This is a genomic window from Pseudomonas sp. GW821-FHT07E12, assembly GCF_058986605.1.
In genome coordinates this window covers 1-14,295 of the sequence record NZ_JBYSVX010000035.1, presented here as the reverse complement: position 1 = coordinate 14,295, position 14,295 = coordinate 1, and the positions used below count along the sequence as shown (strand labels likewise).

General features: G+C 67.1%; 11 protein-coding genes. 6 read left to right on the top strand and 5 right to left on the bottom strand.

The window, feature by feature from the left end; all coding sequences use genetic code 11:
• Positions 1-54 precede the first annotated feature (54 nt).
• Positions 55-657: a hypothetical protein gene (locus AC3WJE_RS16830; protein WP_493731970.1), complete on the bottom strand. Its 603-nt coding sequence runs from the start codon at positions 655-657 to the stop codon at positions 55-57.
• 261 nt (positions 658-918) lie between these two features.
• On the opposite strand from AC3WJE_RS16830, the gene AC3WJE_RS16825 reads away from it, so the two are divergent.
• A complete protein-coding gene (locus AC3WJE_RS16825) occupies positions 919-1,836 on the top strand; it encodes an oxygenase MpaB family protein (RefSeq protein WP_493731969.1) in 918 nt (305 codons plus the stop codon).
• A 102-nt stretch (positions 1,837-1,938) separates the two neighbouring features.
• Here AC3WJE_RS16825 and AC3WJE_RS16820 read toward each other — a convergent pair whose 3' ends face one another.
• On the bottom strand, positions 1,939-4,050 hold the full coding sequence (locus AC3WJE_RS16820) for a M13 family metallopeptidase (protein WP_493731968.1): 2,112 nt from the start codon (positions 4,048-4,050) through the stop codon (positions 1,939-1,941).
• A gap of 279 nt (positions 4,051-4,329) precedes the next feature.
• Between AC3WJE_RS16820 and AC3WJE_RS16815 the strand changes: the two genes are divergently transcribed.
• Positions 4,330-6,579: a putative bifunctional diguanylate cyclase/phosphodiesterase gene (locus tag AC3WJE_RS16815; RefSeq protein ID WP_493731967.1), complete on the top strand. Its 2,250-nt coding sequence runs from the start codon at positions 4,330-4,332 to the stop codon at positions 6,577-6,579.
• 133 nt (positions 6,580-6,712) lie between these two features.
• On the opposite strand, the gene AC3WJE_RS16810 is transcribed toward AC3WJE_RS16815, so the two are convergent.
• Positions 6,713-7,708, bottom strand: a complete 996-nt coding sequence (locus AC3WJE_RS16810; protein WP_493731966.1) for an aldo/keto reductase — start codon at positions 7,706-7,708, stop codon at positions 6,713-6,715.
• Positions 7,709-7,772: 64 nt separating this feature from the next.
• Positions 7,773-8,849 (bottom strand): aldo/keto reductase, encoded by a 1,077-nt coding sequence (locus AC3WJE_RS16805; RefSeq protein WP_493731965.1) that lies wholly within the window; start codon positions 8,847-8,849, stop codon positions 7,773-7,775.
• A 96-nt stretch (positions 8,850-8,945) separates the two neighbouring features.
• Here AC3WJE_RS16805 and AC3WJE_RS16800 point away from each other — a divergent pair, with 96 nt between their 5' ends.
• Positions 8,946-9,863 carry a LysR family transcriptional regulator gene (locus tag AC3WJE_RS16800; RefSeq protein WP_493731964.1) on the top strand — a complete coding sequence of 306 codons (918 nt, stop codon included), beginning with the start codon at positions 8,946-8,948 and terminating at the stop codon, positions 9,861-9,863.
• 156 nt (positions 9,864-10,019) lie between these two features.
• On the opposite strand, the gene AC3WJE_RS16795 is transcribed toward AC3WJE_RS16800, so the two are convergent.
• Positions 10,020-10,919 carry a LysR family transcriptional regulator gene (locus AC3WJE_RS16795; protein ID WP_493731963.1) on the bottom strand — a complete coding sequence of 300 codons (900 nt, stop codon included), beginning with the start codon at positions 10,917-10,919 and terminating at the stop codon, positions 10,020-10,022.
• Positions 10,920-11,024: 105 nt separating this feature from the next.
• Here AC3WJE_RS16795 and AC3WJE_RS16790 point away from each other — a divergent pair, with 105 nt between their 5' ends.
• The 3 genes from AC3WJE_RS16790 (at position 11,025) to AC3WJE_RS16780 (ending at position 14,148) form a co-directional block, all read left to right on the top strand.
• Positions 11,025-11,429, top strand: a complete 405-nt coding sequence (locus tag AC3WJE_RS16790; protein ID WP_493731962.1) for a DoxX family protein — start codon at positions 11,025-11,027, stop codon at positions 11,427-11,429.
• Positions 11,430-11,452: 23 nt separating this feature from the next.
• Positions 11,453-12,262, top strand: coding sequence for a DODA-type extradiol aromatic ring-opening family dioxygenase (locus AC3WJE_RS16785; RefSeq protein ID WP_493731961.1), 810 nt, complete (start codon positions 11,453-11,455; stop codon positions 12,260-12,262).
• 146 nt (positions 12,263-12,408) lie between these two features.
• Positions 12,409-14,148 (top strand): Na+/H+ antiporter, encoded by a 1,740-nt coding sequence (locus AC3WJE_RS16780; protein WP_493731960.1) that lies wholly within the window; start codon positions 12,409-12,411, stop codon positions 14,146-14,148.
• The last annotated feature ends 147 nt before the right edge of the window (positions 14,149-14,295 follow it).

The window sequence follows — 14,295 nt, the reverse complement described above, 5'->3', positions numbered from 1 at the left end:
TCCCCGGATTTCCTGGCAGAGCCCCAGCCGAGCAAGCTCGGCTCTACGGGGCAGTTACGCGGAGCGGGCTACCAGTCTGGGGCCACCGTCGTAGTGGTCCAGCTCGCGCACGATTTCGGTGTACTGCCGCATGCGTCCCATCTCGCGCATGTTGACGATGTCCTCGTGGCGCAGGTCGCGCTTGGCCATCACCTGCTGCTTGTAGCGCAGCACTTCGGGATAGCGTCGCGCCATTTCCAGCGCTTCGTTGACGCATTCGACCGAGTCGGCATCCGGGGTCAGTCGCGCGCGGCTGTTGAAGGCGCGCAGCCAGCGCTCGAAGCCGGCGCTGTGGTCGAACAGATCGGCGATGTACCACATCACGAACAGGATCGAGACCCACGAGGTGAACACGATCACCACGCGGCTGAAGGTGATGTGGAAGTCGTGCTGCCACAGCAGGTGGGTGATCACCCCCAGCAGGACCAGCGAGATCGCCTGCCAGCCGATGATCGAACTGACCACCCATTGCTGCTTGGCGACGGTCAGCAGCTCGACCTCTGCATCAAGCTGCGCATCGGTCTTGTCGCGCCAGTGCGCAGCCTGTTCCTCGAATGGCTGGTGATGCAGCGCGTTGTCCTGCAAAAGCAGACCCAAACCCCTGAACAAGGTAATCATGACGAGCTCCTTCCGGCGGGTACGAGCATGTGGCATGCGACAAACGGTCGCAGGACCTTTCTAGCACTTCCGCGCCAGTTCGCAATCAAGGGCGCGTGAGCAGGCCGTTGGCCGGCGATCGACGTTGGGCAAACCGCAATTTTCCCCGGGGAAAACCGCAAGGCGCTCGCCGAGGGCGGCTGCCGGCTTGCTGCACCGCATCGTGATTTCGCGTGGCCGGACGGGCGGCGCCGGCGCCGGGCGGGCCGTTACGATAGGCGTATGTCTGCCGTTTTCCGCACGCTCACTGCCCCCGCCACCGCCCAGATCCGCCGCTGGGTGCTCGGCGCATTTCCGCGCGGGCAGAGCGGTATCGAATACGACGTGCCGGTCGGCGACCCGGGCTGGTTCGGGCCGGACAGCGTCACCTGGCGGGTGCATTCGGAGTTCCCGGGGATGCTGGCCGGCGGGCTGTGCGGACTGATGTTGCAGACCCTGCATCCGCTGGCGCTGGCCGGCGTCTACGATCACTCCAACTTCCGCGACGATCTGGTCGGGCGCCTGCGCCGCACCACCAATTTCGTCGCCGGTACTACCTATGCGCCGAGCGCGGAGGTGGAGCGGCTGGTGGCGCGGGTGCGTTCGATCCACGCCCGGGTCAGCGGCACGCTGCCGGACGGACGCGGTTACGCCGCCGATGATCCGCAATTGCTGACCTGGGTGCACGTCACCGAGGCCTACGGTTTCCTGCAGGGCTGCCGGCGCTATTGCCGCGACGTGCCTGTGGCGATCGCCGATCGCTATTACGACGAATACCGACGCGTCGCCGAAGCGCTGGGCGCGCGCGGGGTGCCGGCGTCGGAACGCGAGGTCGACGCTTACTTCGCGGCGATGCGGCCGCAGCTGAAGGTGGATGCGCGGTCACGCGAGGTGCTGGAGATTCTCGCCGCGATCCGCCTGCCGGTGCCGGCGGCAGGGCTGTCGCGCGATGTATTCCTCGGAGCCGGTGCGGCGCTGCTGCCGGACTGGGCGCTGGACATGCTTGGGCGCAGTCCGTTGCAGCGCGCGCGCGATCGCACTTCGGCGCGATTGATGCGCGCCTCGGCGCCGCTGTTTCGCGCGGCGTTGAATGATGGATTGGCGGTGCGGGCCTATCGGCGGGTGGGAATGACGCAGGAGGCGCTGGCGCGCTGGCCGTGAGTGTGTGGTTGTAGGAGGGGCTTCAGCCCCGACAGGCTTTACCGGTAAAGCCTGTCGGGGCTGAAGCCCCTCCCACAGTAAGCAGGTCCAGCCTGCCTGGGGCTACCAGATCTTTACGCGCTGCTCCGGCGCCAGATACAGCGTCTGGTCCTGCTTGACGTCGAAGGCCGGATACCACGCATCCAGGTTGCGCACGGTCTGCGCGCGGAAACGGCCCGGGGCGTGTACGTCGGTCAGGATCGCGTTGCGCAGCGCGGCGTCGCGGTACTTGCCGCGCCAAGCCTGGGCGAAGCCGAGGAAGAAGCGCTGGTCCGGGCTGAAACCGTCGATGGTCTGCGGCTGCTTGCCTTGCAATGACAGCTGGTAGGCGTCGTAGGCAGTGGCCAGGCCGGCGACGTCGGCGATGTTCTCGCCCAGGGTCAGCTTGCCGTTGACCGACAGGTCGTCGAACGGCTTGTAGCCGTCGAACTGCGCCGCCAGCGCCGCACCTGCCGCCTCGAAGCGCTTCATGTCCTGCGGCGTCCACCAGTTGTGCAGTGCGCCGCGCTCATCGAACAGCGCGCCGGTGTTGTCGAAGCTGTGGCTGATCTCGTGGCCGATCACCGCGCCGATCGCGCCGTAGTTCACCGCGTCGTCCGCGCCCGGATCGAAGAACGGCGGTTGCAGGATCGCGGCCGGGAAGATCAGCCGGTTTTCCAGCGGTACGTTCAGTGCGTTGACCTCCTGCGGCAGCATGTACCACTCGCGGTGATCGACCGGCTTGCCCAGCTTGGCGAGGTTGCGCCGGTACTCGAACGTCTCGGCGCGCTCGGCATTGCCAAGCGCGTCATCGCGGCGGATTTCCAGCCCGGAATAGTCGCGCCAGCGCTCCGGCCAGCCGACCGCGACGGTCAATCCGGCGATCTTGGCCTTGGCGTGCTGTTTGGTTTCCGGGCTCATCCATTCCAGCGCGTCGATGCGCTTGCCGAACGCGGCGACGATGTTGTCCACCATCGCCTCGGCACGCTCCTTGGTCTCATGGCTGACGTAGCGATCGACATAGCGCTTGCCGACCGCCTCGCCGAGCGCGGTGTTGGTGGCGTCGATGCCGCGCTTCCAGCGTTCGCGTTGCTGCGGGGTGCCATCGAGCAGAGTGCCGTAGAAGGCGAAGCGTTCGTCGGCGAAGGCCTTGGACAGATAGGGCGCGGCACGGTCGAGGGCGTGGAAGGCGAGATAGTCCTTCCAGGTGTCGAGCGGTTGCGAGGCGACCAGGGCGGAGATGCCGGATATCGCTTTCGGCTGCCAGACGATGAAGTCCTGCTGCGTGTCCAGGCCGGCCGCCTTCAAGAACGCGTTCCAGTCCAGGCCCGGTGCCTTGGCCGCAAAATCCGCCTGTTTCCAAGCGTTGGCGCCGGCCTGCACGTTGTTGGTCTGTTCCTGGGTGGCGTGGGCACGGGCGATCGCGGTCTCCAGCTTCACGATCCGCTCGGCCCTGGCATTGGCATCGGCAATGCCGGCCAGCGTCAGCAGCTTGGCGATATGGGCCTGGTAGGCCTTGCGCAGTTCGGCCATGCGGCCGCCTTCGAGGTAGAAGCTGCGGTCCGGCAGGCCCAGGCCGCCCTGCACCAGGTACGGCGCGTAGCGCTCGGGCTGGTGGATGTCCTGGGACACCCACAGGCCAAACAGGCGATCGGTGTAGTAGTCGGTGGCGTTGAGCAGATCGACATCGGCGCGCAGCTGCGCGCCGAGGGTGGTGGCCAGCGCCTGGCGGTCGTCGATCTGCGCGATCGCCTCCAGCTGCGGCTGCACCGGCGTCAGGCCCTTGGCCTCGATGCCGGCTTCGTCCATGAACGCGGCGTAGTAGTCGCCGATCTTCTTCTCATCGTCGCTGGCGCGCTCGTTGGCGGCGGCGCCTTCGACGATGTCGCGCACGTGCTTTTCGGTATCGACCTGGATGCGGGTGAAACTGTTGTAACTGGCACGGTCGGCCGGAATCTCTGTAGTCTTCACCCAGTTGCCGTTGGCATAGCTGAAGAAGTCGTCGCCCGGAGCGACGCTGCGATCCATGCCGGTGGTGTCGAAGCCAAAGTCCCCCAGTGCCGGTTTGTCGTTGGGTAGGGCGGAGGCCGCATTCAGGGGGGCGGCCGGTACATCGTGGCGGCCACAGGCGGTCAGCGGCAAGGCGAGGATGGCGGTAATGGCGACCATCAGTGCGGGGCGATGCAGCTGGAGCATGGATGCAACTCGGCAACGGGAAAACATCCAGTCTAGAGCGTGTTATGCACTTTTTCATGAGTGCGAAGCCGCTTGTGGCGTGTCGTGCGCGCACGCTGTTGCGCGGTTGGTCAACGGGCCAGGAGCATGGCCTGGCGGGGCCGGAGCGGTGCTGCCGCGGTATGCCGTCCGCCATCACGATCACGGCTGGCCGATGAACGCCTTGCCATCGCTGCAGGCGAAGAAGTCGCTGCCGCTGCGTGATCACCAGGGTGCACCGCGGCGGTGTGGAGTGTCTTGATGCGTCCCTTCCCGTTCCGGCAGGCGCGATGGCGCAGTGTGCTGTGGTTCGGCGTGCTGGTCGCGCTGCTGCTCGTGCTGGTGTTCGTTGCGATCGAGGGCAACTCACTGCTCCGGCCCTGGTGGATGCTGCTGGTGCCGGCGATCGCGTTGTTCGGCGTCTACTGCCTGAGTCTGGTCCATCTGTTGCGCAGCCTGCGCCGCGCCGAGCGCCGCCAGGCGCAGCTGCAGTCGGATCTGCGCAGCGGTGACGAGGATCTGCGGCGCGCGCAGCAGGCCGGCGGTATCGGCACCTGGTGGGTCGGCCGCGACGGGCGCTGGTTGCAGCTGTCGCCGCAGACGGTGGAGATGTTCGAGCTGGCACGGTCGGAGATGGCCGTGACCGACTTCATCGAGCAGGTCCACCCGGACGACCGGCATCGGGTGGTACGCATGCTCAAGCAGGCCTGGTCCGGCCAGCAGGCATTCGAGCTCACCTATCGATTGCTGTTGCCCGGGCATGGTGAGCGCTGGATCGCCGTGCACGGCGCGATCGTGGAAGACGCCGGCGAGCGGCGGATGACCGGCACCGTCGTCGATGTCAGCGAGCGGGTGGAGATCCAGACGTTGGCGATGGATGCGCAACGTCAGTTCCGGCTGATCTTCGAGATCAATCCGCTGCCGTGCTGGTTGTTCGATCTGGAAACGTTGCGCTTTCTGGAAGTGAATCCCGCGACGATCCGGCAGTACGGCTACAGCCGCGAGGAATTCATGTCGATGCAGGTCGTCGACATCGGCTTGCCCGAACAGGCCGCGCAGGTCGTGCAGCGGCTGCGCCAACCCGATCCGCCCGGGCGCGGCTCGCTGCTGACCGTGGTGCACCGGCACAAGGACGGCACGCAGATGGATGTGCGCGTGCACACCACGATGCTGGAAATCGCCGGCGTGCAGGCGCGGCTGGTGCTGGCCGAGAACGTCAGCGAGTACATGGCCTACCAGCGCGAACTGGCGCACCGTGCCAGCCACGATGCCACCACCGGCCTGCTCAATGTGCGCGCGCTGACCGAGCAGCTGCGTGATGCCGGCATGCCGCGCTACACCATCGCGCATGTGCAGTTGCGCGGCCTGCAACTGATCGGCGACACGCTGGGCCGGCGCGTGGGCGCGGAGGTGCTGCATCGGCTGTGCGAGCGGCTGCAGGCGCTGGCCGACGAATACGGCTGGCTGGCGTTCCAGCCGTCGGAGGATTTCGTGCTGGCGATCGATGAAGGCCACGACCCGCTGCCGGCGATCGATGCGCTGGTGGCGATGCTGTCCGAGCCGGTACGTGGGCGTGACTCGTTGCATCCGTTGGATGTGCGCATCGGCGTGGCCGAGTTCCCGCGCGACGGCGCGCGCGCGGACGAGGTGATCGCGCAGGCGGCACAGGCCGCACATGCCGCACGCGAGGCTGACGTGACCGTGATGCATTTCGACAAGAGCATCGCCACGCATCTGAGCGAGCGCCTGCACCTGATCGGGCAGCTGCATGAGGCGATCGACCACGGTGAGTTCGAGCTGCATTACCAGCCGATCATGGATGCCCGCAGTGGCCTGCCGGTCACGCTGGAAGCGCTGGTGCGCTGGCTCAGCCCGGAGCGCGGTCAGGTGCCGCCGGACGAGTTCATCCAGCTATGCGAGGACACCGGGCTGATCCTGCCGCTCGGACGCTGGGCGATCCGCCAGGGCGCGAGCGACCGGCGCCGGCTGGCCGATGCGGGATGGGCCGACCTGCCGATCGCGATCAACATCTCGGCGCTGCAACTGCTCAACAGCGATGTTGCCGGCGATGTCGCCGCGGCCTGTCGCGAGTTCGAGCTTGGTCCCGGCGCGCTGCATGTCGAGTTGACCGAGACCAGCCTGGTGCGTGATCCCGAGCAGGCGTTGCAGACGATGCACCGGCTGCATGCGCAGGGCGTGTATGTGTCGCTGGACGACTTCGGTACCGGGTTTTCCAGCATGTCCTACCTGCAGCACATGCCGCTGGATTCGCTGAAGATCGATCGCAGTTTCATCACCGACGTGGATCGCAACACGCGCAGCGCGGCGATCTGCCGCACGCTGATCACGCTGGGCCACAGCCTCGGGTTGAAGGTCATCGCCGAGGGCGTGGAGCGTCCCGAGCAATTGGGCTGGTTGAGCGAGAATGGCTGCGACCAGGTGCAGGGGTACCTGCTTGGGCGGCCGGCAACGCTGGATGGAATCATCGAGATGTTGCGTGGTGGTTCGTAGCGCCGAGCTTGCTCGTCATTCCCGCTTGATCAGCCATTCGGCTGCTGAAAAGCGCCTCGCGGGAATGACGTTGCCCCTTTTCATGCATCCTTCGAAGTTGCGCCAGCGCGGTCGCCAGCACAACCCAACCCACTCAACGATGCAGCGAACCAATGCTCGCGGCCGGATAGCGCGCACCTGCCGCCACGCCCGGCGGGAAGATCGTGCCGATGCGGTCCAGTTCTTCCGGCAGCAACATCACATCCAACGCCGCCAGGTTCTCGTCGAGGTACTTGACGCGCTTGGTACCGGGGATCGGCACCAGGTCGTCACCCTGCGCCAGCACCCAGGCCAACGCGAGCTGGCTGGCAGTGATGCCCTTGTCGGCGGCGATCGCTTCGACCCGCTCGACCAGTTCCAGGTTGCGCGCGAAGTTCTCGCCCTGGAAGCGCGGTGAGTTGCGGCGGTAGTCGTCGGCGTCGAAATCATCCGCGCTCTTGAACGCGCCGCTGAGGAAGCCACGACCGAGCGGCGAGTACGGCACGAAACCGATACCCAGCTCGCGCACGGTGGCGAGTACTTCGTTCTCCTCCGGATCGCGCGTCCACAGCGAATACTCGCTCTGCAACGCAGTGATCGGATGCACCGCATGGGCGCGACGGATGGTATCCGGCGCGGCTTCGGACAGGCCGAGGAAACGCACCTTGCCTTGCTCGACCAGTCGCGCCATCGCGCCGACGGTGTCCTCGATCGGCACGTTCGGATCGACGCGGTGCTGGTAGTACAGGTCGATGTGGTCCACGCCGAGCCGCTTCAGGCTGCCCTCGCAGGCGGCCTGCACATACTCGGGACGACCATCTACGCCGCGCGCCTGCGCATTGCCGGGATCGAGCTTGATGCCGAACTTGGTGGCCAGGAATACCTGATGACGACGGTCGGCGATCGCCTTGCCGACCAATACCTCGTTGGTATGCGGGCCGTACATGTCGGCGGTGTCGAGCAGGCTGATGCCGCGTTCGAGCGCGTGATGGATGACCGCGATCGAGCCGGCCTCGTCGCTGCGGTCACCGTAGAACGCGCTCATGCCCATGCAGCCGAGGCCGAGAGCGGAAACGACCGGGCCGTTGCGGCCGAGGGTGCGGGTTTTCATGGAAATCTCCTGTGCGGGGGGAATCAGTATCTGTGTAGGAGCGGATGCAAGGGTAAGCCCGGACTCAGCGCGGTTGCACCTGCGTACCGCCGAACACCAACTGCTGCGGAATCGCGCTGCGGATGAAATCGTGCGGAAAGCCCAGCGCTACCGCACTGATCGCATCCAGCCGCTGCACCTGCGCCGGATCCAGCGTCACCGCCAGCGCGCCGAGGTTGTCCTGCAACTGCTCAGGGGTACGCGCGCCGATGATCGGGATCGGTGCGCCGGGGCGTTGCAGCAGCCAGGCCAGTGCGATCTGCGCCGGCGAGTGCCCGGCCTCGGCAGCGATCGCCTTGACCAGCTCGCCGATATCGAGCGTGCGTTCGTCGAGCATCTCGTGCGAATAGGCCACTGCGCTGCGGCCGCCATCGCCGGCGCTGGGCGAATTGCCGCTGCCTTGTGCACGGGCGCGTTCAAGATCGGCGCGGCTGTACTTGCCGGTCAGGATGCCCATCGCCAGCGGCGACCACGCCAGCACCGACAGCCCCAGCTCGTTTGCCATCGGCAGCAGTTCGCGCTCGACGGTGCGTTGCGCCAGCGAGTATTCGATCTGCAATGCGATCAGGGGTGACCAGCCGCGCAGCTCAGCCAGTGTCTGCATCCGCGCGACCTGCCAGGCCGGCGTGTCGGAGATGCCGGCGTAGACGATCTTGCCGGCGCGCACCAGATCGTCGAAACCACGCATGACTTCCTCGACCGGCGTGGTGCCGTCCCAGATGTGCAGGTACAGCAGGTCCAGGTAATCGGTGCCGAGCCGCTTCAGGCTGGCTTCGACCGACCGGATCATGTTCTTGCGGTGGTTGCCGCCGCCGTTGGGATCACCGGGGAACGGGTTGAGCGTGTACTTGCTGGCGATCACCAGCCGGTCGCGGCGATCGGCGACGAAACGCCCGAGCAGGGTCTCGGAACTGCCGTTGGTGTAGATGTTGGCGGTGTCGATGAAGTTGCCGCCGGCATCGACGTAGAGGTCGAACAAGCGGCGCGCGGCGGCCTCGTCGGCGCCCCAGCCCCAGTCCTGGCCGAAGGTCATCGCGCCGAGCGAAAGCGGGCTGACCCGCAGGCCGGAGCGGCCGAGCAGGCGGTAATGGTCGAGTTGCATGGTGGCGGTTCCGGTGGAAGACGAAGCCACTCTAGGCCTGGCAACGAGGGGGATAAATCCGGAGAATCCGAATCTTCCTTGAAGTTTTACTAAACAATGGCGACCCATCCCCTGTCCGCAGTCGTGGCCTTCGCCCGGGTCGCCCACCACGGCAGCTTCACCCGCGCCGCGGCCGAGCTGGATGTGTCGACCTCGGCGCTGTCGCAGACCGTACGCGCGCTGGAAACCGGGCTCGGCGTGCGCCTGCTCAACCGCACCACCCGCCGGGTCGGGCTGACCGAGCACGGCGAGCGCTTCCTGCAGCGGGTGTCGCCGGGGCTGCAGCAGATCGATGCCGCCTTCGCCGACCTGGATTTCCTGCGCGATCGCCCGACCGGCACGCTGCGCATCAACCTGCCGTCGGTGGCCGCCAAGCAACTGGTCTGCCCGCACCTGCCGGGGTTCCTGGCGCGCTATCCGGAGGTGATCGTCGAGCTGTACGCCGATCGCACCCTGGCCGACATCGTCGCCGGTGGTTTCGATGCCGGCATCCGCCTTGGCGAATCGCTGGCCCGCGACATGGTGGCGGTGCCGATCGGGCCGATGCAGCGACAGCTGATCGTCGCCACGCCGGAGTACTTCACGCGCCACGGCGTGCCGGACAGCCCGGCCGATCTGGTCGGCCACGACTGCATCCGCTGGCGTCGCGCCGATGACCGGATCCAGCCCTGGGAGTTCACCCGCGACGGTCGCGATTTCGAGGTCCAGGTGGAGGGCCGGCTGGTGGTCAACGACAGCTCGGTCGGGCTGGCGGCGCTGCGCGGCGGCGCGGGTTTGAGCCAGGTGTTCGAGTGGCAGGTGGCCGACGACGTCGCCGCCGGCCGTCTGCAACGCGCCCTCGACGCCTGGCAGGCACCGTTCGCCGGCTGGTACGTCTACTACCCGGCGCGCGAGCACATGGCGCCGAAGCTGCGGGTGTTCATCGATTACCTGCGCGAGCGCTGGGGTAACCAGCCGCCGGGCGCGCACTCGTAGAGCCGAGCAAGCTCGGCTCAAAGGACGGGGGCGCCGTCGTAGGAGCGGCTTCAGCCGCGATGAGGCTTTCATGCATACATGCATATCCCTCAGCAAGAGTCCGAGCATCGATGCGCGGGATTCAATCGGTGAAGCCCATCGCGGCTGAAGCCGCTCCTACAGAGAATCCGGGCAGTCGAGCACTTCCACCAGATAGTCGATGAAGCTGCGCACCTTCGGTGCGAGGTGGCTGCGGCTGGTGTAGACGGCGAAGATCGTTGCCGGTGGCACTTCGTAGTCCGGCAGCACGCGCACCAGCCGGCCTGTGGCGAGGGCCTCGTCGATCAGGAAATCCGGTTGCGCGACGATCCCCATGCCGGCCACCGCCGCTTCGCGGAGTACGTCGCCGTTGTTGGCGCGCAGCCCGCCACGGATGCGGACGGTTTCCTCGGTGCCATCGGCACGGCGCAGCGGCAACTCGTCGCCGCCGGACCAGTAGCTGTAGCTGAGGTATTCGTGGCCGGCCAGATCGGCAGGCAGGCGCGGCGTGCCCGCGCGTGCGAGGTAATCGGGTGAGGCGCAGACCAGTACGCGCACCGTGCCCAGTCGCCGCGCGATCAGGGTCGGCGAGAGCTTGTGGGTGATGCGGATCACCACGTCGAAGCCTTCCTCGACCATGTCCACCAGCCGGTCCGACAGGGCCAGATCAAGGGTCACCTGCGGATGGCGTTCGCGGAAGCCGGCCAGCAGCGGCCCCATCCGGGCGATGCCGAAGCTCACCGGTGCGTTGATCCGCAGCAGGCCGGACGGTTGCAGCGCCTGCGCGCCGATCGCCGCTTCCAGATCATCGAACTCGGCAAGCAACAGCGTGGCGCGCTGGTAATAGGCGGTACCGGCGCTGGTCAGGCTGACCCGGCGGGTGGTGCGGTTGAGCAGCCGGGTGCCCAGGCGCTGCTCCAGCGCGGCCACCTGCCGGGTGACGCTGGCGGTGGAGAGCTTCAGCGCCTCGGCGGCGGCGCTGAAGCCGCTGCGCTCGGCCACCGCCGCGAATACGCGCATTGCGTCGAGGGTGTCCATCTATTTCTCTTTCTGAAATAAACAATGGATGTTCACGATGTTTTACCAGAAAAGGTGAGGGAATAGGCTTGCTCCATCTTCCAGTCACTCTTCGAGGAGGCGCTCATGAACACCGCAATCCGCTCTTCCCTGCCTGCCTGCGGCGCCACCCTGCTGCGTGTCACCCTGGGTGCGCTGTTCCTGGTGCACGGCCTGACCAAGCTGCTGGTGTTCACGCCGGCCGGCACCTTCGCCTACTTCCAGTCGCTGGGCCTGCCCGGCGCGCTGGGTTATGTCTCGATGGCGCTGGAACTGCTGCTCGGCATCACCCTGATCCTGGGCATCTACGCGCGCTGGTTCGGCCTGATCGGCGTGCCGCTGCTGCTGGGCACGATCGTCACCGTGCATGGCGCCAACGGTTTCAGCTTCGCCAATGCCGGCGGCGGCTGGGAATACCCGGCGGTGTGGGCGATCGCGCTGGTGGTGCAGTTCCTGATCGGCGACGGCGCGCTGACGATCAAGTCGCGTTGAGCCCACGTCTCCCGGAGATTTCGATGAACACCCTGCCGTCCCTGTACATCTCGCATGGCTCGCCGATGACCGCGTTGCAGCCCGGTCTGGTGGGCGTGCGTCTGGCCGAACTGGCCGCGTCGCTGCCGCGTCCGCGTGCGATCGTGATGGCCTCGGCGCACTGGCTCGGGCGTCGGCCGCTGGTCGGCAGTGCCGCGCGGCTGCCGACCATCCACGATTTCGGTGGCTTCCCGCCGCCGCTGTACGACATCGAGTACCCGGCCGCGGGTGATCCGGTGCTGGCCCAGCAGGTTTACCGTTTGCTGGAACAGGCCGGCCTGCATCCGCATCTGGACGCGCAGCGTGGCCTCGACCACGGCGCCTGGGTGCCACTGCGGCTGCTGTACCCGCAGGCGGACATCCCGGTGGTGCCGCTGTCGATCCAGCCCGAACTCGGGCCGGCCCATCAGCTGGCGCTGGGCCGCGCGCTGGCGCCGTTGCGCGAGCAGGGTGTGCTGCTGATCGGCTCCGGCTCGATCACCCACAACCTGCACGAGATACGCAATTACGCCGAGGGCAAGGAAGCGCCGTACGTGCGTCCTTTCATCGACTGGATCGAGCAGCGACTGCGTACCGATGACCTGCAGGCGCTGCTCGACTACCGTCGCCAGGCGCCGTACGCCGAGCGCGCGCATCCCACCGACGAGCATCTGCTGCCGCTGTACTTCGCGATGGGCGCGGCCGGCGGCACGACGCTCGGCGCACAGCGGATCGACGCCGGCATCGACATGGGCTCGCTGGCGATGGACATCTACCGGTTCGACGGCGCGCCGGCGCAGGAACGCGCCGCGTGAGTGGACCGATGCGCTGACCGACCCCGCCCGGCACGATGACCCGCGCCGGGCGGCCGGAGCAGGTCCGGTGCGATTGCATGAATGGGTGATGCGGCGATGCTCACAGCCGCCGCACGCGATGGTTCCCATCGCTCCCACGAGCCGCTATGTTCATCGGGCGACGTCGCCGCGTGCGCCGTCTTTCCCCACGCCGCCGGTTCCGCACCGCTGACGGCCACCACTCCAAGGGCATAGCGCGCTCCAACATGCATTCGATCGACGTCGTCCTGGCGATGCTGATTGCGGTGGCCGCCAGCGGCTATCTGATCCGCATCCTGCCTTTCTCACTGCCGTTGCCGCTGGTGCAGATCGCGCTGGGCGCGGTGATTTCCGGCGTGCTCGACAGGGGCCATGAACTGGAGCCGGAGCTGTTCTTCCTGCTGTTCCTGCCGCCATTGCTGTTCCTGGATGGCTGGCGCATCCCTAAACAAGGCCTGTTCCGCGACAAGGCCGCGATCCTGGAGCTGGCGTTCGGGCTGGTGATCTTCACCGTGATCGGCGCCGGCCTGCTGATCCACTGGATGATTCCGGCGATGCCGCTGGCGGTGGCATTCGCGCTGGCCGCGATCATCTCGCCGACCGATCCGGTGGCGGTGTCCTCGATCACCTCGCGCGTGCCGATCCCCAAGCGCCTGATGCACATCCTGGAAGGCGAGTCGCTGCTCAACGACGCCTCTGGCCTGGTGTGCTTCCAGTTCGCGGTGGCGGCGGTGCTGACCGGCACGTTCTCGCTGGCGACTGCCTCGCTGACCTTCGTCTGGGTCGCGCTGGCCGGTCTCGGCGCCGGCGTGGCGGTCACCTTCGGCCTGAGCCGGGTGCAGAGCTGGATCTGGCGGCACTTCGGCGAGGAGCCGGGCTCGGCGATCCTGGTCAACCTGATCACCCCGTTCGCCGCCTACCTGCTGGCCGAATCGGTACATGCCTCGGGCATCCTCGCCGCGGTCGCGGCCGGCGTCACGATGAGCTATGTCGAGCTGAGCGGCAACGCGCCCGGCACCATGCGGGTGAAGCGCACCGCGGTCTGGGACACGGTGCAGTTCACCTTCAACGGCATCATCTTCGTGCTGCTCGGCGAGCAGTTGCCGGGCATCCTCGACGGCGCGGTGCACAGCGTGCGCGAGGCCGGTCACCTCAATCCGTGGTGGCTGGCGGTGTACGTGCTGGCGATCAGCACCATGCTGGCGGCGCTGCGCTTCGTCTGGGTGTGGCTGTCGCTGCGCTGGAACCTGTTCAAGGCCCAGCGCCGTGGCGAACAGGGCGCAAGCCCGCCGTGGCGGGTGATGGTGGCGGCCTCGCTGGCCGGCGTGCGCGGCGCGATCACCCTGGCCGGCGTGCTGACGCTGCCGCTGCTGATGCCGGACGGCTCGCAGTTTCCCGCCCGCCAGCTGACGATCTTCCTGGCCACCTCGGTGATCCTGGTGTCGCTGGTGGTCGCGAGCATCGCGCTGCCGCGCCTGCTCAAGGGGCTGGAGGTGCCGGAAGAACCCCACCACGAACGGGAGGAGGATCTGGCGCGCACGGCCTCGGCCCGTGCGGCGCTGGAGGCGGTCGAAAGGGTGCGCCAGAAGTACGCGGGCGACGAGGCGACGGCGGAGCGCTACAACGCGGCGGCGACCTTGGTCAGCGCGCTTTACCAGCGCAAGCTGGGCGCGGTGGAGGATGCGGCGGATCGCGATCCGGTGGAGGCGCGGGCGTATGAGCAGGCGGTGCGGGAGTTGCGTGGTGCCGGGTTGAAGGCTGAGCGCAATGAGTTGTTCAAGTTGGCGCGGCAGCGGGAGATTTCGGATGAGCTGTCGCGGCGGTTGGTGCATAACCTGGATTTGATTGAGTCCCGGCAGCGTAGTTAGTTGTTGCTGCTCTCTGCTGGGCGGGGCGGGGCGCTTTGCACGCCATCTCTCTATCGTCGTCCCCGCGAAGGCGGGGACCCAGCGACTTCCTAGCCATCTCTCTTACCGTCATCCCCGCGGAAGCGGGGATCCATGGACGTTGCTTGT

What these genes read in the sequence shown, in the direction of transcription:
- AC3WJE_RS16830 (WP_493731970.1), bottom strand. Translation starts at nt 657, where the DNA reads ATGATTACCTTGTTCAGGGGTTTGGGTCTGCTTTTGCAGGACAACGCG.
- AC3WJE_RS16825 (WP_493731969.1), top strand. Translation starts at nt 919, where the DNA reads ATGTCTGCCGTTTTCCGCACGCTCACTGCCCCCGCCACCGCCCAGATC.
- AC3WJE_RS16820 (WP_493731968.1), bottom strand. Translation starts at nt 4,050, where the DNA reads ATGCTCCAGCTGCATCGCCCCGCACTGATGGTCGCCATTACCGCCATC.
- AC3WJE_RS16815 (WP_493731967.1), top strand. Translation starts at nt 4,330, where the DNA reads ATGCGTCCCTTCCCGTTCCGGCAGGCGCGATGGCGCAGTGTGCTGTGG.
- AC3WJE_RS16810 (WP_493731966.1), bottom strand. Translation starts at nt 7,708, where the DNA reads ATGAAAACCCGCACCCTCGGCCGCAACGGCCCGGTCGTTTCCGCTCTC.
- AC3WJE_RS16805 (WP_493731965.1), bottom strand. Translation starts at nt 8,849, where the DNA reads ATGCAACTCGACCATTACCGCCTGCTCGGCCGCTCCGGCCTGCGGGTC.
- AC3WJE_RS16800 (WP_493731964.1), top strand. Translation starts at nt 8,946, where the DNA reads ATGGCGACCCATCCCCTGTCCGCAGTCGTGGCCTTCGCCCGGGTCGCC.
- AC3WJE_RS16795 (WP_493731963.1), bottom strand. Translation starts at nt 10,919, where the DNA reads ATGGACACCCTCGACGCAATGCGCGTATTCGCGGCGGTGGCCGAGCGC.
- AC3WJE_RS16790 (WP_493731962.1), top strand. Translation starts at nt 11,025, where the DNA reads ATGAACACCGCAATCCGCTCTTCCCTGCCTGCCTGCGGCGCCACCCTG.
- AC3WJE_RS16785 (WP_493731961.1), top strand. Translation starts at nt 11,453, where the DNA reads ATGAACACCCTGCCGTCCCTGTACATCTCGCATGGCTCGCCGATGACC.
- AC3WJE_RS16780 (WP_493731960.1), top strand. Translation starts at nt 12,409, where the DNA reads ATGTTCATCGGGCGACGTCGCCGCGTGCGCCGTCTTTCCCCACGCCGC.